General features: G+C 70.6%; 18 protein-coding genes. 6 read left to right on the forward strand and 12 right to left on the reverse strand.

The annotated features are described in order from the left end of the window. Window positions 1-66: 66 nt before the first annotated feature. On the reverse strand, window positions 67-3,405 hold the full coding sequence (locus OOJ91_RS04135; RefSeq protein ID WP_266242647.1) for an NACHT domain-containing protein: 3,339 nt from the start codon (window positions 3,403-3,405) through the stop codon (window positions 67-69). A gap of 179 nt (window positions 3,406-3,584) precedes the next feature. Between OOJ91_RS04135 and OOJ91_RS04140 the strand changes: the two genes are divergently transcribed. The 3 genes from OOJ91_RS04140 to OOJ91_RS04150 all read left to right on the forward strand — a co-directional run bounded on the left by OOJ91_RS04140 (window position 3,585) and on the right by OOJ91_RS04150 (window position 6,527). Beyond that, window positions 3,585-3,926: a hypothetical protein gene (locus tag OOJ91_RS04140; RefSeq protein WP_266242648.1), complete on the forward strand. Its 342-nt coding sequence runs from the start codon at window positions 3,585-3,587 to the stop codon at window positions 3,924-3,926. Then, entirely contained in the window at window positions 3,923-4,582 is a 660-nt protein-coding gene (locus tag OOJ91_RS04145) for a nucleotidyl transferase AbiEii/AbiGii toxin family protein (protein ID WP_266242650.1), read from the forward strand. Before OOJ91_RS04140 ends, OOJ91_RS04145 begins: the two co-directional genes overlap by 4 nt. Window positions 4,583-4,736: 154 nt before the next feature. Continuing rightward, window positions 4,737-6,527, forward strand: a complete 1,791-nt coding sequence (locus OOJ91_RS04150; protein WP_266242651.1) for a bifunctional metallophosphatase/5'-nucleotidase — start codon at window positions 4,737-4,739, stop codon at window positions 6,525-6,527. Window positions 6,528-6,582: 55 nt separating this feature from the next. Here OOJ91_RS04150 and OOJ91_RS04155 read toward each other — a convergent pair whose 3' ends face one another. Beyond that, window positions 6,583-6,756, reverse strand: coding sequence for a hypothetical protein (locus tag OOJ91_RS04155; protein ID WP_266242653.1), 174 nt, complete (start codon window positions 6,754-6,756; stop codon window positions 6,583-6,585). 275 nt (window positions 6,757-7,031) lie between these two features. After that, entirely contained in the window at window positions 7,032-8,186 is a 1,155-nt protein-coding gene (locus OOJ91_RS04160; protein ID WP_266242656.1) for a geranylgeranyl reductase family protein, read from the reverse strand. 145 nt (window positions 8,187-8,331) lie between these two features. Here OOJ91_RS04160 and OOJ91_RS04165 point away from each other — a divergent pair, with 145 nt between their 5' ends. Next, window positions 8,332-8,568, forward strand: a complete 237-nt coding sequence (locus OOJ91_RS04165) for a hypothetical protein (protein WP_266242658.1) — start codon at window positions 8,332-8,334, stop codon at window positions 8,566-8,568. A gap of 85 nt (window positions 8,569-8,653) precedes the next feature. After that, on the forward strand, window positions 8,654-10,087 hold the full coding sequence (locus OOJ91_RS04170) for an MFS transporter (RefSeq protein WP_439117017.1): 1,434 nt from the start codon (window positions 8,654-8,656) through the stop codon (window positions 10,085-10,087). 171 nt (window positions 10,088-10,258) lie between these two features. Here OOJ91_RS04170 and OOJ91_RS04175 read toward each other — a convergent pair whose 3' ends face one another. From OOJ91_RS04175 to OOJ91_RS04190, 4 genes are all read right to left on the reverse strand, one after another. Beyond that, the gene (locus OOJ91_RS04175; protein ID WP_266242662.1) at window positions 10,259-10,819 is read right to left on the reverse strand and encodes a hypothetical protein; all 561 of its coding nucleotides are present in this window, start codon (window positions 10,817-10,819) and stop codon (window positions 10,259-10,261) included. A gap of 750 nt (window positions 10,820-11,569) precedes the next feature. Continuing rightward, a complete protein-coding gene (locus OOJ91_RS04180; RefSeq protein WP_266242664.1) occupies window positions 11,570-12,199 on the reverse strand; it encodes a hypothetical protein in 630 nt (209 codons plus the stop codon). Between the two features lie 13 nt (window positions 12,200-12,212). After that, window positions 12,213-13,997: a DUF4012 domain-containing protein gene (locus OOJ91_RS04185; protein WP_266242666.1), complete on the reverse strand. Its 1,785-nt coding sequence runs from the start codon at window positions 13,995-13,997 to the stop codon at window positions 12,213-12,215. 100 nt (window positions 13,998-14,097) lie between these two features. After that, window positions 14,098-15,345 (reverse strand): glycosyltransferase family 4 protein, encoded by a 1,248-nt coding sequence (locus OOJ91_RS04190; RefSeq protein ID WP_266242668.1) that lies wholly within the window; start codon window positions 15,343-15,345, stop codon window positions 14,098-14,100. A 168-nt stretch (window positions 15,346-15,513) separates the two neighbouring features. Between OOJ91_RS04190 and OOJ91_RS04195 the strand changes: the two genes are divergently transcribed. Beyond that, window positions 15,514-16,068: an arsenate reductase/protein-tyrosine-phosphatase family protein gene (locus tag OOJ91_RS04195; protein WP_266242670.1), complete on the forward strand. Its 555-nt coding sequence runs from the start codon at window positions 15,514-15,516 to the stop codon at window positions 16,066-16,068. Here the strand turns inward: OOJ91_RS04195 and OOJ91_RS04200 are convergent. The 5 genes from OOJ91_RS04200 to OOJ91_RS04220 all read right to left on the reverse strand — a co-directional run bounded on the left by OOJ91_RS04200 (window position 16,049) and on the right by OOJ91_RS04220 (window position 19,679). Then, window positions 16,049-17,509 carry a polysaccharide biosynthesis tyrosine autokinase gene (locus OOJ91_RS04200; protein ID WP_266242672.1) on the reverse strand — a complete coding sequence of 487 codons (1,461 nt, stop codon included), beginning with the start codon at window positions 17,507-17,509 and terminating at the stop codon, window positions 16,049-16,051. The genes OOJ91_RS04195 and OOJ91_RS04200 overlap by 20 nt on opposite strands. Window positions 17,510-18,167: 658 nt before the next feature. Further along, the gene (locus OOJ91_RS04205) at window positions 18,168-18,365 is read right to left on the reverse strand and encodes a hypothetical protein (RefSeq protein ID WP_266242674.1); all 198 of its coding nucleotides are present in this window, start codon (window positions 18,363-18,365) and stop codon (window positions 18,168-18,170) included. A 4-nt stretch (window positions 18,366-18,369) separates the two neighbouring features. Then, a complete protein-coding gene (locus OOJ91_RS04210; RefSeq protein ID WP_266242676.1) occupies window positions 18,370-18,693 on the reverse strand; it encodes a hypothetical protein in 324 nt (107 codons plus the stop codon). Beyond that, window positions 18,690-19,052 (reverse strand): DUF1622 domain-containing protein, encoded by a 363-nt coding sequence (locus OOJ91_RS04215; RefSeq protein ID WP_266242677.1) that lies wholly within the window; start codon window positions 19,050-19,052, stop codon window positions 18,690-18,692. The genes OOJ91_RS04210 and OOJ91_RS04215 overlap by 4 nt, the downstream gene beginning before the upstream one ends. Before the next feature lie 39 nt (window positions 19,053-19,091). Continuing rightward, a complete protein-coding gene (locus OOJ91_RS04220; protein WP_266242678.1) occupies window positions 19,092-19,679 on the reverse strand; it encodes a TMEM165/GDT1 family protein in 588 nt (195 codons plus the stop codon). Between the last annotated feature and the right edge of the window lie 18 nt (window positions 19,680-19,697).

The raw sequence follows: 19,697 nt of genomic DNA on the forward strand, positions 1-19,697 counted from the left end.
TGTCCCGTCGTAGGTATGACGGGTGCCGGCGCGAGAACTCATCACCGGGCCGAACGATCGCCCGCCCTACCCGACGCCGGGTGGCCTCGGCTGGTCGTTGCGGTGCCGCCCGTCCGACAGCGGCGACGTGCGCACCTCGACCGCACCCCGGCGCTGGTAGTCGTCGGCCAGGATCGCGACCAGCGGCGGGATGGCGGGACGCGAGACCTCGGGGGCCAACTTGGAGAGGTCCTTGATCTGCTGGATGGAGACCTCGCGCAGCCGGCCCCGCTGCTTGTTGACGAGTTGGCCGATCACGTCCTTGAACGCCTGCGCCTCGCTACCCTGCCAGACGACCAGGCCGACCCGCATCGCGGCGAACACCTCGGCCACCTCGCGGGCGTCGACGAGGTCACGCTCGTAGATCGTGAACAGCCGGGGAAACTCGACGAACAGGTTCGGGTGCTGCGCCAGCACCGGGGCGAGCCGCACCGCCGCCTCGGTGCCCTTCGACCACAGCACCAGTTGGGTGAGCTTCCGGACGTCCTCGTACTCGAGGCGACCGGCGTGGTGGACGAGATATTCGATGAGCAGGCTGACGATCTCCTGCGCCGGCGGCAGGGCCGCAGCGTCCATGATGATCTCGTGGTCGCCGGGGCGTTCGTCGCGGTGAACAAGGGACGACACCACCTTCATGCACACGTCGCCGCGCTCGTCGTGCCACTGCGCGACCCGGCGGCCGTGCAGGGCGGTCGCGCCGAGGAGGAGCTGCAACTCCCGCCGGGAATCTCCGGCGAGCCGGGCCTCGTGGGCGTGTCGCAGCAGCCTGTCGATCGGCACGCGCCGCTTGGACACCACCGGCTCGTCAGCACCGGAGAAATCGATCGCGGAGAGGAGCATCGCCCAGCCGTTGTCGTCGAGACCGGCGTGCAGGAACCGGATTGTCGACTGCCACCAGGGCAGCGGCTCGCGATCGTCGGGCACGAGGTCGCTCAGCGCGACAGGCGTGTCGGTGAGTTCGACGAGCAGCGTGAGCAGGTTGCCGAGGTAGGCGGCGACACGACCGAGCAGGTTACGCCCGGACGGGTTGTAGGCACGGAACCGGCCGAACGTCTCGCGCTCCTGGCTGGAACGGATCAGCGTCTTCAACTCGGCGACGATCACCGCCCGCTGCCCGCTCGACCGGGTCTCGAACAGTTCCCGCACGAAGGGCATGATCGCGCCGCCGACCGACAACTGCTGGTGCGACAGCAGCGCGAAGAACTGGTCATCGGTCAACTCCTGACCGAACGCGAGGTCTCGTCGCGCCCTGGCGAGGCCGTCGAGCTGGTGCAACGCGTGGTAGGCGATCAGGTATTCACCGAACGTGGCGTGCAGGAACTCGTAGCTGCTGCCGGTGACGAGACTGCTGTTGACCTGCGCGGCGTGGATGAAGAAGAACCGAGCGATCGTCCGCATCGCCGGGTCCAGCGGGCGGGACAGGCGTGTGCGGCTTCCGCTGTGGCCGGCCGACGACAGCAGCATCGGCGCCAGGTCCGCGTCCAGGTCCTGGCCACTCACCGACTGCTGTCCCCGGTTGAACATGGCGAAGGCCGCGATTCCGAGTTGCCACAGCTCGCGGTCCGCCTGGGCGGCGGCCTCGTCGCCCTCCACCGGTCGACCCGCCGGCCGGAGCGCCTTGGTGACCTCACGACTCACGTAGCCGTTGAGCAGCCACTGGTAGAGCTGCCCCTGCGTGACGTGACCCTCGCCGTCCACCGGCGGGTCGTCCGTCGCCCCGAAGATCGCCAGCATGAGCAGGAGCAGCGGCTGACGGGCCAGCTCACCCATCGACCACACGGTGTCCGCGGCGAGCGGCTTGACAGTCGCGTTGGCGATCGGCTCCCGATTGACCTCGTTCCACATGTCGACCCACGCGCCGACCTGCTCCCGGTCGAAATCGCGCAACTTGATCACCAGCGAGCCGACCGGGATGTTGGCTATGTTGGCGACGACGGTACGGGAGGTCACCACGACGGCGACCGGCGAACCGATCGATGACTCCTTCTCCTGGAACTCCTGGACCTCGTGCAGGAAGCCGGACTCGGTCGCGCCGGTGGCCTGCATCAGCTCGTCCAGGCCGTCCAGGAGCACCACTCTCGTGACGTCCTGACTGGCGTCCGACAGTTGACGCCACCGCACACCGAGATGGGTGTCGTCGTCCAGGAACTCCTGAATCTGCTGGTAGATCTTTCCCGCCGGATTCTTCACCTCACGAAGCGGCACCCGGACGGCGGTGAAATGCTCGACCGGCAGCCTCCCCGCCGTGATCTTGGTGAGCAGGGACTTTCCGGCCCCCGGATGACCGAGGATCACCAGCGGGCGCTCCGCGCTGCGGGCCGAGGCGAAGTACGCGGCGAGAAAATGATCCAGACGGCGCCCGTTGCGCTGCTGCTTCCACCACTCCTCCTCCCAGGTTCGGGACTGACCGTCGGTGACTGCCCACTGGAAGTGCGGGTTCACATAACCCGACTCGATGCTCGGCATCTGCAGGCCCGACATCTGATCCATCTCGGTGACCTGGGCGATCGGCTCCGACAGAAGATGGCGGTTACGCTGCCCCATGATCATCCGGTCGGGTTCGTGCTGCTTGTTCAGAAGGGACGGCAGCTCGCTGAGGAGCTGCTCCATGAGCGCGAGCGACCGTTGCTGAAACTCCATTGACGTCCGGTGCGCGGCCTCCTGCGTCGCCCCCACGAACCCGATCTGGTCAAGCAACGCCCACATGCCGAATTCCGGCACGTCGGCCGCCAGCCGCCGGTAGTCGCCGCGGTAGGTCGTGACCGCGGTCGTGATGATGCTCGCCCGCATCGACTGCCCCAACTGCCAGCCCGCGTCGGCCTCGATCTTCTTCCAGGCGTCGAGGCCCCGGAAGAAACCCAGACAGCGGTCCGTCATGACCTCGTAGAACGGGGCTACCGAGTTCTCCAGGTTGGTCTCGAACCCACAGCCCGCCCAGGGCAGCGGCAGTTCCACACCCAGCAGGTACGACACGATGGTGTCGTGCGTGACGGCACCACCCCCCGGGACCATCTTCTGTTTCTCGACCTCGGTGAGACGAAGACTCGCGTAGCCCTCGCCCACCACCGTGCTCAGGGCAGTGAAGAACGCGCCCGCGACAACAGCGGTGTGCGCGGCCGCGATGAGCTGGTGCCGCTCCCGACCCTTAGCGCCGAGGCTGCGTTCCCGGAAACGCTCGACGGCCATCGAGATCTGCTGGACCAGCTCGTTCTTCTGGTCGATCCATCCCCACGCCGCATTGATCGCCGGCAGCAGGGCGCCGGCACCACCGCTGCCCAGAGCCGCCAACCCCAGCAGGGCGCCGAGCCGGTCACTCCACCCCTGATCGTGCTTGCCGAGAATACGACGGGCGGCCTCGAACGACATTGACGAACCGCTCAACGCGAGTCCCTTCAGACAACCACCGGAAAGCGGCCACCTTAGCCTCGTGGAACCGGGCGAGCAGTCGGTTATCCGGCAGCTTCCGCGCGCAATTCCCGCAGCGGCGCGAAGGTGGAGGAAGCACGCTGAGCGACACCGGGACCGGCGGGCGTTACCCTGACAGCATGCAGGCCGTCTCGCCCACCGCGACCGGCGTGGCCTTCCTGGCCCGTCCGGGTCGTCCGGCCGTCGTGGCGCGCACCCTCACCGAGCTGACCGGTCCCACCCGCGGCATCGTGGAGCTGCCGGTGCGGTTGATGTGGAACGCCGAGCGCACCTTCGACCTCGCCGACCCCGACCAGCTGCTCTGGATGTACGAGAACGTGCTGCGCGAGACCGCCAGCGCCGACGACCTGCGCAACCTCATCAACGGGCGGACACTGCGCCGGGTCTGGCGGTTGCTCAACCTGCCCCGGGGCGTCCGCCTCGCCTGGGAGAGCCGGCACCGCGGCCTGCGCGCGGCGTGATCGCACCACACCTGCACGAGTTCTACCGGGAGGTGGCCCGGGTGGCGCTGACCGCCGCCGGGCCGTACCGGTTCGTGCTGGGTGGCGGGGTGGCCTGGGCCGCGCACGGCCTGGTCGCCAGGCCGACCGAGGACGTGGACCTCTTCGCCGACGTCGAGGGTGCTGCCGCGGCGGCCACCGCCGGGGTGCGCGTCGCACTCGAGCGGGCCGGGTTCACCGTCACCGACGCCGACCCGGACAGCGAGCTCGCCGACCTGTTCGACGGCTACGGCCAGGACATGAAGGACTTCGTGGTGGGCCGCGACGGGCGACAGATCCGGCTCAGCCTCGCCCGCCTCGATCGGCAGCAGAGCCCTGTGGTGATGGACCTCGGCCCGGTGATGGACGTGCGCGACCTCGTCGCCAACAAGATCGCCGCGCTTGTCAACCGGCGGGAGGTCCGAGACTTCATCGACGTGGCCGCGGCCCTGGAGCACTACGACGTGACGCAGCTGCTGGTGCTCGCCCGGCAGGTCGACCCCGCACTTGACCCGGACGACGTGCGAGCCGCCGGGCGCTACCTGGACCGGCTCTCCGACACGCGTTTCGGCCGCTACGGCCTGGGCGTCGACGACGTCGCGCGGGTGCGGCAACGCTTCGCCACCTGGCCCCGCTGACCCCACGGCCGGGGCACAGGCACCGCACCACGCGGCGCCCGCCCCCGGGGGAAACCGGTGCGAACATCGGGGCTGGCGTGGCGGGAGTGACTTCCGCTCGTTATGGTGCGCGAGGCGCTCACGAGGCGCGTCCACCCCCATGGAAAGGCACGGCATGACCTCTCCCTCCGGTCCGTCACGTCGCCAGGTGCTCGTTGCCGCCGCCGCGGCGGCGACCGCCCCGCTGATCGCCGCCGCCCCCGCGCAGGCGGCGGGTCCGGCCCGGTCGCGCACCTGGGACCTCACGCTGCTCGGCACGTCGGACACCCACGGCAACGTCTACAACTGGGACTACTACCGCGACGCCGAGTACGACGACAGCAAGCACAACGACATCGGCGTCGCGAAGCTGGCGACCCTGATCAACCAGATCCGTCGGGAGCGGCGCGGCAAGGCCACGCTGGTGCTCGACGCCGGCGACACCATCCAGGGCACCCCCCTCGCCACGTACTACGCCAAGCAGGAGCCGATCACCGCCACCGGCGCGAAGCACCCGATGGCCCGGGCCATGAACGTCATCGACTACGACGCCGTGACGCTGGGCAACCACGAGTTCAACTACGGCCTGCCGCTGCTGGACCTGTGGATCCGCCAGCTCGGTTTCCCGGCCCTCGCCGCTAACGCGATCAACGCGAAGACCGGCAAGCCCGCCTTCCTGCCGTACGTCATCAAGAAGGTCTCCCTCGGCTTCGCCGCGCCGACCCTGCGGGTCGGCATCCTCGGCCTGACCAACCCCGGCGTGGCCATCTGGGACCGGGGCAACGTCGAGGGCAGGCTGCGCTTCGACGACATGATCGCGACCGCCGCGAAGTGGGTGCCGATCATGCGGGCCCGCGGCGCGGACCTCGTGCTGATCTCCGCGCACGGCGGCGACAGCGGCACCTCCAGCTACGGCCCGGAGCTGCCGAACGAGAACCCGGTGGCGCTCATCGCCCAGCAGGTGCCGGGGATCGACGCGATCCTCTTCGGCCACGCCCACAACGAGGTGGTCGAGCGGTTCGTCACCAACGAGCGGACCGGCGCGCAGGTGCTGCTCTCCGAGCCGTCGAAGTGGGGCCAGCGGCTGACCCGGATGGACTTCACCCTCGCCCGCGAGCGTGGCCGGTGGACGATCACCAAGAAGGCCGCCAGCATGCTGAACACCAACACGGTGGTCGAGGACCCGTCGGTGCTCGCCGCCGTGCGGGCGCAACACCAGAAGACCATCGCGTACGTCAACCAGGTGGTGGCCCAGGCCACCGTGGAGATGTCCGCTGTGGAGTCCCGCTACAAGGACACCCCCATCCTGGACTTCATCAACCACGTCCAGGCCGAGACCGTCACGAAGGCGCTGGCCGGCACGCCGTACGCCGACCTGCCGGTGCTGTCGCAGGCCTCGCCGTTCAGCCGCACCGCGGTCTTCCCCTCCGGCGACGTCAAGATCCGCGACGTGGCCGGGCTCTACGTGTACGACAACACCCTCGAAGCCGTCGTGCTCAGCGGCGCCGAGGTGCGCGCGTACCTGGAGTACTCGGCGAAGTACTTCCGGACCCTCGCCCCGGGCGCCCCCGTGGACACCGAGCAGATCAACGACTCGACGGTGCCGGACTACAACTACGACGTGATCTCCGGCCTGGACTACGACATCGACATCTCGAAGCCTGTCGGTCAACGGATCACCCGACTGGTGCTGCCCGGCACCGACACCCCAGTCGCGGACGACGCGCAGTTCGTGGTGGCGGTGAACAACTACCGGCGCAGCGGCGGCGGCAACTTCCCCGGCATCGTGAAGACCCAGGTCTACAACGAGCAGCAGGAGATCCGCCAACTGCTCATCGACTGGGCCCAGGCCAAGGGGACGATCAACCCGGCCGACTTCTTCCAGCCCAACTGGCGACTGGTACGCGAGGGCGTCCCGGTCTTCTGATCGCGCGACGTCGGCGGGCCGTGGGTGGCGACACCCCGGCCCGCCTGCTCGTCTCTCAGCCCTGCACGTTCCAGCGGACCGGGTCCTCGGCCTTCTCCGGCCGGTCCCGCCCGGGATCGGTCTCGGTCAGCGCGACGCGCTCGTCCGGGCGAACGGCGGGCGGCAGCTCCCCGAACCGGATGTGGCGCAGGAACGCGTACTCGTCCTCGGTGAACTGTTGCTCAGCCATCGGCACCCCCTCCTACTCCGCCATTGTCCGCCAGCGGGCGCTCCCTGGCACCGGTCTGTCAGCTGACAGCGCCTCGACCTTCGTGTGCGGTGGCCGGCACACCGCGTAGACCATCCTAGGATCCTGGGTGTATGGCCAGAAGCGGCGTGGGCAATCGGCATCGGCGCGGCGTGGGCAGGCGGGCAGGCGGGCAGGCGGGCAGGCGGGCAGGCGGGCAGGCGAGTGCAGACCCGCAGGCGAGGCGGCCGGGCAGGCGGGGGGCAGCCTCGCCCGCTTCAGGGGTGGACGTTGGCAGCCGGTCGACGCGGCGCTGGCAGGCGGTCCAGCACCGCGAGCGCCGCCCGGATCGGCCGACGTCGCAGCATGTCGTCGAAGCTCGCCCGGCCCTGACAGAAACGGACGAACATCCGCCAACCAGGCGGAGTCGCCAACAGCGCGTGGAACACCTCCGGGCGACGGGTGAACAGGTCGAGCAGCCGGAACCCGGCCCGCATCTCCGGCGTCAGGCGCTCGCTGACCGCCCGCTCGTACCCGGCCAGATCACCGTCGGCGACCGCCGCGCCGGCCAGTTCCCCGGAGCGCAGCGCGAAGCTGATGCCCTCGCGGCTCCACGGCTCCAGCAGCCCCGCGGCGTCCCCCACCACCAGCACGCGGCCGTTGCGCAACGGGGAGTCCTCCTCGCGGCAGCGGGTCAGGTGACCCGAGTCGTGCTCCGCGGGCAGCCCGGTCAGGCCCAACCGGTCGACGAACTGCCGCAGGTAGGCGCGCGTCCCCTCCCCCGCGCCCCGACCAGCGATCACACCGACGGTCAGCCGGTCGCCCTTGGGGAACACCCAGGCGTACGAGCCCGGCATCGCCCCCCAGTCCAGCAGCAGTCGCCCACGCCAACGCTCCTGCTCGGCGGGCGGCACCGGCACCTCCAACTCCAGCCCCAGATCCACCTGCCGGTAGCGCACACCCACGTGCCGGGCTGTCACCCCCGACGAGCCGTCCGCGCCGATCACCGTGCGAGCCGCGATCGTCGTACCGTCGGCCAGTCGCAGACGTACCCCCTCGGGGTCCTGCTCGATCGCGCGGACCGCGACCTGCTCCCGCATCTGCGCGCCGGCGGCCACCGCCGCCGCGCGCAGCCGGTCGTCGAACTCCTCGCGGCGCACCATGGTCACCACCGGACTCCCGTTGCGGCGGGTGAACTCCCGCCGGCCGTCGCGGGTGAACGTCACCCGGTCCACGCGGTCGTGCGCGGGCACCTCGATGCGGCCGCGCACGGCCGCCAGCGACGTGCCGATCAGGCCACCACCGCACGTCTTGTAGCGCGGATGCGCGGCCCGCTCGACAACAAGCGTACGAACGCCGGCGCGGGCCGCGGCATGTGCAGCGGAGAGGCCGGCGGGGCCGGCGCCGACGACGACGAGATCCCAGACGATCACGGTTGCAGCCTAGGGCACCCCCCGCCGCGCGGCCCGAGCACGCCGCGCTGCCAACCGCCCGATCGAGTGGGCATCTTCGGTCAGGCAGGGGGTAACCGACCCGGCGCGACCGTCCGCGCGGAGCGGACGAGCAAAGGAGGAGATCATGCAGCAGGTGCAGCTGTCGGAGATCGAGCAGCGGGTGTACCAGGCGGTCACCGCCCTCGAAGCACGTGGCCAGGTGCCCTATCCCGACCTGATCGCCGAAGAATCCGGACTGACCGACGAGCAGGTGCACACGCCACTGCACCACCTCACCGAGAAGGGCCTGCTGCACCGCGAGGACTCGCCGATGGCCGGCCTCGACTTCGGCCCCCGGTTCTGCGCCCGCCAGATGGCGTGACCCGCGGCACCACCCGCGACGATTCGCCCCCCGTTGACCGGGGTAGCGGTCAAGAATGCATGATCGACGGTCAATGGGGGGCACGATGAGCGCGGCGCACGAGCCGCAGCCGGTCGACGCGGCCGAGAACCGCCGGCGCTGGCAGGCCGTCGGGGTCGGGCTGGTCGCCGCGTTCATGACGCTGCTCGACGTGAGCATCGTCAACGTCGCGGTGCCCTCCATCGACCGCGCGCTGCACGCCTCCCCCAGCGACCTGCAGTGGATCCTCTCCGGGTACGCGCTCACCTTCGGGCTGGTGCTCGTACCGGCCGGCCGCTTCGGTGACTTCCGCGGAAGACGCAACGCGTTCGTCTTCGGCATCGCGCTGTTCACCCTGACGAGCGCGCTCGCCGGCCTGGCCCCCTCCCCCACCTGGCTTGTCGCCACCCGGCTACTTCAGGGCGCCGCCGCCGGCATCATCAACCCGCAGGTGATCGGGTTGATCCAACAACTCTTCCGCGGGCCGGAACGAGCCCGCCCGTTCGGGTTGCTCGGCGCGACAATCGGCATCTCCACCGCCGTCGGGCCGCTGCTCGGCGGACTGCTCATCGCCCTGGGCGGTGAGGAGCACGGTTGGCGGTGGGTCTTCTTCGTCAACGTGCCCGTCGGCATCGTCGCGGTGATCCTCGGGTGGCGACTGCTGCCCGGCCGACCCGAAGGCCAACCCGGTCGGCGCCGCCTCGACCCGGTCGGTGTGCTGCTGCTCGGCGTCGGCGTGGTGCTGGTCCTGCTGCCACTCGTACAGGAACAACAGTGGCGCACGCCGTGGAAGTGGGCGCTCATCCCGGCTGGCCTGGCGGTGCTCGTGGCCTTCGGACTGTGGGAACGGTGGTACGCGCGGCACCACGAGCCACTGTTCAACCTGCGTCTGTTCACCTTTCAGTCGTACACACTCGGATCTCTCATCGCGCTGATCTACTTCGGTGGATTCACCGCGATCTTCTTCATCTTCACCCTGTTCCTGCAGAACGGGCTCGGCTACAGCGCGCTCGTCTCCGGTCTCGCCATCACCCCGTTCGCCCTCGGGTCCGCCGCCGCGTCCGCGCTGGGCGGACGCATCGTCAACCGCTTCGGCCGCCCCCTGGTCGCCATCGGACTGCTCGGCGTGGTGATCGGCCTGGCCGCGACAGTGCTCGCGCTACACCTCGCACCGGACGCCCCGGCACCCTGGGTCACCGCCGCCCCGCTGCTCATCGCCGGTATCGGCAGCGGGCTGGTCATCGCCCCCAATCAGACGCTCACCCTCGCCCAGGTACCGGTCCCCCAGGCGGGCAGCGGGGCCGGCATGCTCCAGACCGGCCAGCGCATCGGCGCGGCGGCCGGCATCGCCGCGGTCGGCTCGATGTTCTTCTCCTCGCTCGCCGACAGCCACGGCAACTGGACGTCGGCCTTCGAGAAATCGCTACTGCTCGCCACGGGAATCATCGCGCTCGCGCTGGTCGCCGCCCTGATCGACATCCTCCGCGGAAACCACGACTGAGATCCCCAGGGGTACGACCAAGAAAAAGCTGTTCGGACGAGCCGCGGCCGTAGATGTGCTGGCTGGCGTCTCCGGCTTGGGGTGGCCGCCGGGTCGGGCTGGGCTGGGTGTGCCGCTGGCCGGCATCCCGGGGTTCAGGGTGCCGGCCAGTCGGTCGGGTCGTGCGGTGGGTCAGCTGTTCCAGTGCTGGGCGACCAGGTCGGTGGCCTGCTGCTCCCACTGGGCGTAGGCGTCGGGGTACGCCGACACCTGCACGGTCTGCGCGGCGTCGGTCAGGGGCATGTCCTGCCAGCCGTCGACCTGACGCAGGCCCTTGAGGAACGCGGTCGTCGAGTACTCCGGGTTGGTGATCTGCTCCGGGGTGCCCCAACCACTGGACGGGCGCTGCTGGAACAGGCCCAGCGAGTCGTGGTCGTTGGCGTCGCCGAGGTGACCCAGGTTGTCCAGCTTCGACTCCTGCAGGCTCGTCGCGATCGAGATGACCGCGGCGCGTTCGGGCAGGCCGGCCTTCTTCGTGGCGGCGATGATGGCCTTGGCGTTGGCGGTCTGCTCGTCGTTGAGGGTGATGTGCGACTGGTCGCCCTGCGGCTTCGGCGCCGCGGTGTGCACGGCGACCGCGACCGGCTTGGCGTCGACGGGGTTGGCGTGGGCGGCGATCGGGCCGGCGAAGACACCACCGGCGAACGCGAGACCAGCAACCGACAGCATGCTCTTACGGAAGATCGTGTTCATCAGGGGTAGCTCCTTCGGGGGTAGGAACACCCACGCGACCGACGGGGGTCGGCACGGCGGGGTGTGAGCACCTCGTCCGGCGCTGCAGATTCAGAGGGGGGAAAGTCTCAGGGTCGGCGGCCTGCGAGCGGGGGCTCGTGGCGCCGGGTTTCGGCGGCCTGCGAGCGGGGGGGGCTCGTGGCGCCGGGACCGTGTGTAACGACCGTCGGGCCGGGGTGATTCCCGGGGCCGGGCTGCCGGGGTGCCGGATCGGGCCGGTGCGCTCGGCGGCCTGTGGTCGTTCGGGGGTCTGCAACGACCCGGCCGGGCCGGCCATTCCCACCCCCATGACGGGGGCGTGGCGCGGGCGGGTGGCCGTGGTCCTGCGATCGTCAGGGTGTGTAACGACCCCCGGCCCGCCACGATTCCGGCCCACGGATGCACCCGGTCACACCCCACGGCCCCCACTAACGGACATACCGCCCAGCCGAGCGCGCGACCCGACAACTCCCCAGGGCACCGGGGTGATCGACTCCAGATCGGCGACATCGGGGTATCCAGCCGGCGGGACACCCCCACCTCGCCGATACCGTGTCGATCACGCCCGGCGCCCGACTGTGCCGGATGTGCGCGTCGGGACGCGCCACGGGCCAGGGTGGTCGACGGGTTTCGTGGGAGGGGTGACATGGGCTGGCGCCCGTCGGAAAGATCCGACGGGCACCAGCCTGAGGTGCGATGCGATCCGGGCAGTGCCCGCTTGATGGTGCGCGGTCAGTGCGCGGCCCCGCCGAAGCGCTGGCGGCGACGCCAGGCCAGGGTCAGCAGCAGCATGATCGCGCCGGCGCCGACGAGGCCGCCGCCGAGCTTGATGGGCGTACCGATGCTGTCACCGGTGACCGGCAGCGGCTGCTTCTTGTGCAGCACCCGCAGCTCGGTGGTGGCGGTCCGGCCGGACTCCCGGCCCGTGGCGGTGAAGGTCAGGTGACCGGTCACCGACGGCTTGTAGCTCTTGGTGAAGCGGCCCTGGGCGTCGGTGTACGCCGTGAAGTTGAGCGGAGCGCTCGCCTGGAACGCTACCGGCGCCATGGCCACGGTGCTGCCGTCGCTGCGACGCGCCGGTTCTTGACCGGCTGCCGGAGCGGCGAGCGGGGCCACCGTCACCGCGATGTCGACGGTCTCGTTGGGGCCGAAGCCCGTGCCGGTCAGGATGACCGTCTCGCCGAGGAAGATCGTCGGCCGGTTGACGGTCAGGTTCGGTCCGGTGGGCGGGTACGGCGGCGGCTGGGGCGGGTCGGCGGTCGCGCTCGGCTGCGGCTGCGGCGCAGCCGCCCCCGCTGCCGTCGGCACGGCCACCACGGCCAGGCCGACCGTGAGCGCCATGATGATGCGGGATAGCCGCATGATTGGTTCCCTCCTACTGGTCACAGCTTGGTGCGGAATGAACTTGGGTGGTCCATGGGCTGGCGGTGGGGGTCAGCCACAGCTCGGCCTGCCCGACGCCGGTCTTGGCCGTCAGGACGGTGACGTCCAGCGCTCTCTCGGCGCCGGGGCCGATGTCGACGTTTGCCGTCGCCACCTGGCGGCGGCGTTCGGTGCCGCTGCCAAGTGCCGTTTCGGCCCCGTCTAGCCGGGCCTCAACGACAGCGCCGCCGGCCGGGCTGAAGATCGACACCAGAGTGCGAACGGTGTACGGATCACCGGCCAGGCCGAGGCCGAGGACCGACTTGCTGAGGCCGGACGTCGGCGCTGTCGAGCGCAGGGTCACCCGCAGCCGGAGCTCGCGGCGGCCGTCGGGTAGGCATTCGCCGACCGTGAGGCTCGCCGTCGGCCGCAGGTAGTAGCCGAGCTTCGCGCCGCTGCCGTCGTTGAGAAACACGCCGACCGTCGGCACGGTGTCCTGTTCCGGGAGCGTCCCGGCCATCCGGCTGTCACCGAACGTCCGCTGTTCTTCCGGTCGAGCACTCCAGAACAATATCCGGCGTTCCGTGATAGCACGGTCAAATGCGGACAACAACACTCTCGGGTTGACATTCTTCTTGAAGAAGGCGTCAAACACCGCGGCGGCGGAGGTTGCGAAATATTCGTCCTGCTGAGCGGTGTCCAGCCTCTGGTAGGTCTCGTTGAGCAGCGTCTGCACGACCTTTTCGCTGGCCAGCGGCACACCACCGGGCACCAGCACCGGCCCGGTCGCCTTGAGCAGGTAGGACAGCACCACCGGGTCGACGGCGAGCACGCCGTCGACAGTGGTCCCGGTCTTGCGCCGGAACATCTCGCGGTACAGCGAAGCGGCGGTCGGGAAGTGCGGAGTGAGGTTGACGTCGGCGGGATAGATGCCCGGCAGGTCGGTCCAGACCGCCCGGGTCTCGGCGGGCAGCTTCAGCGCCGGCGTGAACCGGCCGAGGGAGGCGCTGCTGCCCTGCTGGCCCATCCGGACCCGACCGTTCTCCGCCTCGATCATCGCGTACGCGCCGAACATGCCGCCGGTGGCGCGCAGCTCGGCGAGGTTCTGCGAGACGAGCAAATAGCGTCGCGGGCCATTCGCGCCGAGCAGCGGCGGCAGAAGCCGAGCGCCCTGGTCCGCCGCCGCGGTGAGGCTGGCCAGTCGGTCGATCTCACCGCGCAGGTCGGTCAACGCCTGGCGGACCTGGCTGACCAGCCGGTCGGCGGGTACGGCGCCCAGGTCCCGGCGGGTGCCCTGCACCGCGTCGTTCACCCGGGTCAGCTCGGCGGAGACCGATGTGAGTCGGGCCAGGTCCAGCCGGCCCTCGGCCGGCACCAGGCTGGTCAGGTCCGTCCGCAGCAGGGACGGAAACGCCCGCCGGGCCAGGTCGTCGATGGCCACGGCGATCTGCCGGACCGCGTCGAGGTCGTCGCCGGCGACCGGGGTACGCCGACCGAGCTTCCAACTCGGGTCGGAGGTGGCGGCCCGGGCGGCGCCGGACTGCTCCTGCAGGGCGGACAGGGTCCGCAGGGCCCGATCGGTGTCGCCGCCGACCACCTGCGCGCTCAGTTCACGGGCCAGGCCGGCGGCGTTGAGCAGGTGGGCGCGCGCCTGCCAACCGCGGAAACCGACCCATCCCCCGGCGGCCAGCAGCAGCGATCCGACGACCAGAGCGCCGAGCAGGGCCCGTCGCAGTCGGGCCCGCCGGCGACGCCGGGATCGGCTTCGCCGTCGATGCGGCCGTTCGCTCTCCGTCACACCCACACTCCCGTTAAGCGGAACCGGACAGTCCATCGGATTCCCTGACGTTCTTAGCACGTCTCAGGGAATATCGTACCGTTATGGCGTTTCTCGTCCTTTACGCGAGGTTTTCTCGCAGCTCCCCCACCGACTGCGGATTCCGGCCGGCGGCCTCGTGCAGCAGCCACTCGATCCGGTCCACCCCGGCCGGCAACGACATCTCCCGCAGGTACGTCTGTCGACCCCGGCGGCCCATCTCGGTACGCGCTGGCGGCGGGATGGTGGCGGCCAACCAGAACCGGTCGGCCAGCGCGGCCCAGTCCTCCGGCGGGCAGGACAGCCCGGCTCGGGCGCGCTCGACCAGCTCGGCGGTGTCCCCACCGGCCGACGCCACCACAGGTGCGGCGCAGGAGAGCGCGGCCTGCAACTTGCCGGGCACCATGCCGCGAAGTTCCGGCAGGTCGCGCAGCATGATCAGCTGGTAGTCGGCGGCGGCGTACAGCTCGGGCATGTCGACAGGTGACCGCCGCTCAAGGAAGCGGACGTTCTCCGCCTTCAGGTCGGCGGCGAGCCCTCGCACCCGTCGCTCGTCCGCGCCCGACCCGACCAGGACCAGGTCCATGGTGCGGTCCAGCGCGGCCGCGGCCCGTACCGCCGTCTCCAGCCCCTGGCGTGCGCCGATCGTCCCGGCGTGCATGACCACGCACCGACGATCCCGGCGGACCATCTGCCGGGCCGCAGCGCCGGGCGTCGCCGGATAGAAGATGCGCTCGTCGGTCCAGTTCAGCACCAGCTGGACCCGGGCCGGGTCGGCCCCGGCGGCGACCACCAGATCCCGCATCGACGGCGCGGCCACCGCGACCCGCGCGGCCGTCCGGTAGATGCGGGTCATCGCCGCGCCCATCCGTGCCGACCAGCGGCCGTCGCCTGCCGCGTCCGCGCCGTCGCGTGCCCAGACATCCTGTACGTGCAGCACGGCCGGCACCTTCGGAAGCAGCCGGAACACCGCGGCGGTGGCGAACGTGGTGGCCGGGAGCTGGAAGACGTAGAGCGCGTCCACGTCGCCGAGGAACCGACGTGCCGCAAGCGACACGCTGCCGGCGAACGACAGGTAGCTGGCCACTCGCGCGCCCGTGGAGCTGGCCCCGCCGGAGTAGCGCGGCACCCGCCGGACCGCCAGCCGTTGACTGTGCGTCTCGTGGTTCCAGCGCTGTCGCCACCCCGGATAGACGTGGCCGCCGGGGTAGTCCGGGAAACCGGTGAGCACGCGGACGTCGTGCCCGCGGGCGGCCAGCTCCTCGGCGAGGCTGCCGGGGATGAAGGCGGGCTCGGGTGGGAAGTGGTACGACAGGATGCCGATCTTCACCGGGGCACCGCCGACGACCACGGATCGGGCCCGGCCGGCGCGGCACCGCGTCCGGCGGGCGATCGGCCCGCGTACGATGCCGTCAACCCCTCCCCGCGCGGCCACCGGCGTTGACGCACCGCCCTCGCGGTGTGGCGACCCCTGTCCGCACCCACGAGAGGGCTCCCGATGGCCGACCGCGTGTTGTTCGTCTGCCACGCCAACCTGTGTCGCTCGCCGATGGCCGAGTTCCTGGCCCGCCGGCTGCTGGCCGACCGGCCTGTGCTGGTGTCCAGCGCCGGCACCGACGCGCTGGACGGGATGGCGATGCACCCGTACGCCGCGGAGGTCGCGGCCGAGGGCGGCGGCGACCCGGCGGCGTTCGCCAGCCGGACGCTGCGACCCGAATACCTTGCCGAAGCGACGCTCGTGCTGACCGCGACGCGGCGGCAGCGTTCGGTCTGCACCGCGCTGGCACCCGGCGCGCTGCACCGGACGTTCACCCTGCGCCAGTTCGGCCGACTGGCGGCGGCGGCCGAGCCGCCCGCCGAGTCGCTCGACGACCCGCTGACCGCCGCCATCGCCGCCGCCGCCGACGCCCGGGGGCGGTTGCAACCCGCCGCCCCGGACGCGGACGACCTGCGGGACCCGATCGGTGGAACGATCGCCGACTTCCGTCGCTGCGCTGAGGAGATCGAACGTTCGCTACGACCCCTCGCCGCGCTCATCGGGGCAACCGGCTGAGTTCCTGGGTGCGGTCGCTGACGCCGTTGACCCCGGCGCCCTCGCTGTGCCTGGCGGCGGTGGCCCGATCGGTGGGCACCGAGGGCGTGGCCTGCGAGGCGACCACCCGGTATGCCTCGTACTGGTACGCCTCGGCCTTGGCCACCTTGGCCATGTTCAGCACGCAACCGAGCAACCGCACCGAGACCGAGTGCAGCGCGCGGGCCGCTGCGGCCGCCTGGGCCCGCGACGTGCGGCCCTGCTGAGTCACCAGCAGCGCGCCGTCGGCCTGCACGGCCACCACGACGCCGTCGGTCACCGCGAGCAGCGGCGCGGTATCGATGATCACGATGTCCGCCGACTCGCGTAGCGCGAGCAGCAGGTCCGCCATCGCCTTGGAGCCGAGCAGTTCACTCGGGTTCGGCGGGGCGGAGCCGCTGGGCAGCACCAGCAGGGACTTGTCGCCCCAGCGCTGCACCACGTCACCGACCTGCACGTCGCCGACAAGCACGTCGGTGAGACCGACGCCCGCGTCCAGGCCCAGGTACTCGTCGACCTTCGGGCGACGCAGGTCCGCGTCGACAAGCAGCACCCGCCAGCCCGCCTCGGCAAGCGCGATGGCCAGGTTGCAGGAGAGCGTCGTCTTGCCCTCGCCCTGCAGGGCGCTGGTCACGGCGATGACGCGGGCCGGCTCGTGCACGTCCACGAAGCGCAGGTTGGTCCGCAGCTTGCGGATCGCCTCGGCACGGGCCGAACTCGCGGCCTCACCGATGATCAACGGCGCGGTGCGGGCGCTGCTCTCGAAGGGAATGTCGCCGAGCAGCGGGCTGCCGGTGGCGCGTTGCAGGCCGGCGGCGTCTCGCAGGCGGATGTCGGCGACACCGCGCAGGATCGCCAGGCCGACGCCGAGCACCAGACCGATAAGACCGCCGAGCATGAGGTTGCGCGTCGGTTGCGGCGAGACGGGGCTGGCGCTGACCCGGGGGCCGCTCACCACCTCGATCTTGATCGGCGCCTTGCCCTCGGGTGGCGTCTCTACCTTCTGGACGAGTTCGACGAATTTCGTGGCGAGGGTCTCGGTCACCCGCAGCGCCCGAGCCTGGTCGGTGTCGGTGACGGAGGCGCGCAGCAGGACCGTGCCCGTCTCCGTGGAGGTGGTCACCCGGTGCTGAACCTCGTCCGCGGTGAGCCCGACCGGGGTGTCGGCCACCACGCTCTGCGCGAGGCGGTCGCTGCTGAGCAGGTCGGCGTACGACTTGACCCGCTGCTGAAGGAACAGTCCACCCTGGTAGGCGTCGGTGACGCCCTGGTTGGGGGTGGTGACGAAGAAGGTCACCGAAGCGACGTACCGGGGCTGGGCCCGTACGGTCAGGAACGCCGAGACGCCCAGGGTCACCATGACCGTGACCAGCACGACCCACCAGTGCCGACGCACGTGCCGCAATTGGCGGAGCAGGTCCATCAGGAGTGCCTCCGTGCGGGTCCGGTTACGCCAAAGAACTTCACGAAAACCCCCAAGGTCGTCTGCCAACTCGTGAAACCATTAAAGCCGTTCATAGGGCTTATGTCCGGAGTTACGTAGTTTCGGGGGCGAACAAGTGCGCCCGCATGACCAACCCGGCAAGGGGCCATTCGGCAGCGGCGACATCCGGGAAAAGTCCAGGACCAATCGGTGGCACCTCGACCCGCGCCTCGGCTCCCGGGCCGCCGACGGCCCTTCTTCAGGGCGGAGCTGGCCTCGGGCGCGAGTTCGTGGTCGACGACCTGCGTCCTCACTCACAATGGGGCTGGGTTGCGGCGAAGGGCACTGCCATCCGCTGTGGCTGGCTGCCCGCCGTGCTGTTCGGTTGAGCGGTATACCTCAGAGGTATGAATATGACTCTGAGGTATACCGCTCACGACAGAATCCGCGCCCACGGAGGTCACCGACGGTAACCGCCGGCTGCGCCATTCCGAGCGCCACCGCCAGCGCCCGCGTGCCGGCTGTGCTCCGCGATGGTCAACCCACACCTGGCTGCGGCCGGCAGAAACTGGCGGTCACGGACAGCGAGCGCGCCGGCCGTAAACCGGCCGGCGCGGGCGGCCGCCCGCACGGGGCGACCGCCGGAGTGCGTGACGCGTCAGCGGCGGCGCTCGCTGGGCCGACGCTCCTCGGTCTCGTCGGCCAGCGCGTCGGTCGCGGGCGCGGTGAGATCGTCGCCGGGCACCGCCACCTCCTCCGCGAGGTCCTGCTCGTCGGGCTTGCCGCCGGGCTCTGGCTCGGGAGCGGTCGCGCCACCGGCATAGCCGTACTCGTTGGGTTCGTCGTGCCGGCCCATGTGGTTATCCTCCCGCTTTTTCCTGTTTCGCTGCTACCGCCCACGGTAGGTGGTGATCGTCCTCGGCGCAGCGTGGCGGAGATTGTCGGCGCGACCACGGCGGAGGGAGACTCAACGCCGCCGCGAGCAGTTGGCGCAGCGCGACGATCGCCGCCGTGGTGGCCAGGCCACCCCAGTGCGGATCTCCGGCGAGGCGGAGCAGGCCCGCCGCCGTGAGCAGGTCCAACAGCACCCGGACGGCGACCCGGACGGCGCCGGTGCACAGGGCGGTGACCACGCCGGCGACCAGAGCCAGGGCCGTCACCACGTCGACAAGCGCACCGATCACGGCCGCCGCTGCCCGTCGGTGACCTGCCGCTGCTCCTGCCGGATCTCCCGGCCCAGGAAGTAGTTGAGCGCCGTCCGGATCGTGGCGATCGCCGCCAGCTGGCCGATCTGGGTGAACGACGGTGACACCGCCGTGCGCAGGACGTCGGCCGCCAGCTGGAACTCCAGACCGAGCGTCAGAAACCGGCCCAGGGACAGTCGGATCGGCGTGAAGACGGCGGCGGTGCGGTGCCGCAGCCCCTCGACCGCGAACCGCACCGCCGCCCACAGGGCGCCCACGAAGATCACCAGGGCCCCGGCCACCTCCACCACGGCGACCAGCACCTCGTCGCCGTGGCGCAGCAGCTCCGCCGGCTCCACCCGGAGCCGTTACCCGCCAACGGGGCAGCTAGTCGGTGCTCAGGTCAGCTCGTTGACGGCCTCCAGGATCAGCCAGAGGCCACTGATGGCGAAGAGCACCGCGGCGCCGTACTTGATGGTCTTCTCCGGCAGGCGGCGGCCGAGCATCCGGCCGACCAGGATGGCCAACGCGTCCGCGGCCACCATGCCGACGGTGGAGCCGAGCCAGGTGCCGAACCAGCCGTACTTGGTGGCCAGGGTGATCGTCGCGAGCATCGTCTTGTCGCCCAGCTCGGCCAGGAAGAACGCCACCGACACCGCGACGATCGCTCTCTTGCTGGTCTTCTCGGCCTTGCGCTTCTCCTCCTCGGTGAGCGCGTCACCGCGCAGGGTCCACGCGCCGAAGCCGAGGAACGCCACACCGGCCACCAGGGAGATCCACTCGGTGGGCAGCACGGCGCCGAGACCCGAACCGATGGCTACCGACGCCAGGTGCACCACCGCCGTGGCGGCGGTGATGCCGATCAGCACCGGAAGCGGTTTGAACCGCGTGGCGAACGTCAGCGCCATCAACTGGGACTTGTCTCCCAGCTCGGCCACGAAAATGACACCGAAGCTGACGATCAGCGCGGCGAGGAATCCCTCCATGACATCCTTCCCGTTCAC

Origin of the sequence: Micromonospora lupini (genome assembly GCF_026342015.1) — a bacterium.
In the GTDB taxonomy this organism is placed as follows: Bacteria; Actinomycetota; Actinomycetes; order Mycobacteriales; family Micromonosporaceae; genus Micromonospora; species Micromonospora lupini_B.

Excerpts from the sequence above, each read along its gene's own strand:
- OOJ91_RS04135 (WP_266242647.1), bottom strand. The coding sequence starts at position 3,405 with ATGTCGTTCGAGGCCGCCCGTCGTATTCTCGGCAAGCACGATCAGGGG.
- OOJ91_RS04140 (WP_266242648.1), top strand. The coding sequence starts at position 3,585 with ATGCAGGCCGTCTCGCCCACCGCGACCGGCGTGGCCTTCCTGGCCCGT.
- OOJ91_RS04150 (WP_266242651.1), top strand. The coding sequence starts at position 4,737 with ATGACCTCTCCCTCCGGTCCGTCACGTCGCCAGGTGCTCGTTGCCGCC.
- OOJ91_RS04155 (WP_266242653.1), bottom strand. The coding sequence starts at position 6,756 with ATGGCTGAGCAACAGTTCACCGAGGACGAGTACGCGTTCCTGCGCCAC.
- OOJ91_RS04165 (WP_266242658.1), top strand. The coding sequence starts at position 8,332 with ATGCAGCAGGTGCAGCTGTCGGAGATCGAGCAGCGGGTGTACCAGGCG.
- OOJ91_RS04170 (WP_439117017.1), top strand. The coding sequence starts at position 8,654 with ATGAGCGCGGCGCACGAGCCGCAGCCGGTCGACGCGGCCGAGAACCGC.
- OOJ91_RS04175 (WP_266242662.1), bottom strand. The coding sequence starts at position 10,819 with ATGAACACGATCTTCCGTAAGAGCATGCTGTCGGTTGCTGGTCTCGCG.
- OOJ91_RS04180 (WP_266242664.1), bottom strand. The coding sequence starts at position 12,199 with ATGCGGCTATCCCGCATCATCATGGCGCTCACGGTCGGCCTGGCCGTG.
- OOJ91_RS04195 (WP_266242670.1), top strand. The coding sequence starts at position 15,514 with ATGGCCGACCGCGTGTTGTTCGTCTGCCACGCCAACCTGTGTCGCTCG.
- OOJ91_RS04200 (WP_266242672.1), bottom strand. The coding sequence starts at position 17,509 with ATGGACCTGCTCCGCCAATTGCGGCACGTGCGTCGGCACTGGTGGGTC.
- OOJ91_RS04205 (WP_266242674.1), bottom strand. The coding sequence starts at position 18,365 with ATGGGCCGGCACGACGAACCCAACGAGTACGGCTATGCCGGTGGCGCG.
- OOJ91_RS04220 (WP_266242678.1), bottom strand. The coding sequence starts at position 19,679 with ATGGAGGGATTCCTCGCCGCGCTGATCGTCAGCTTCGGTGTCATTTTC.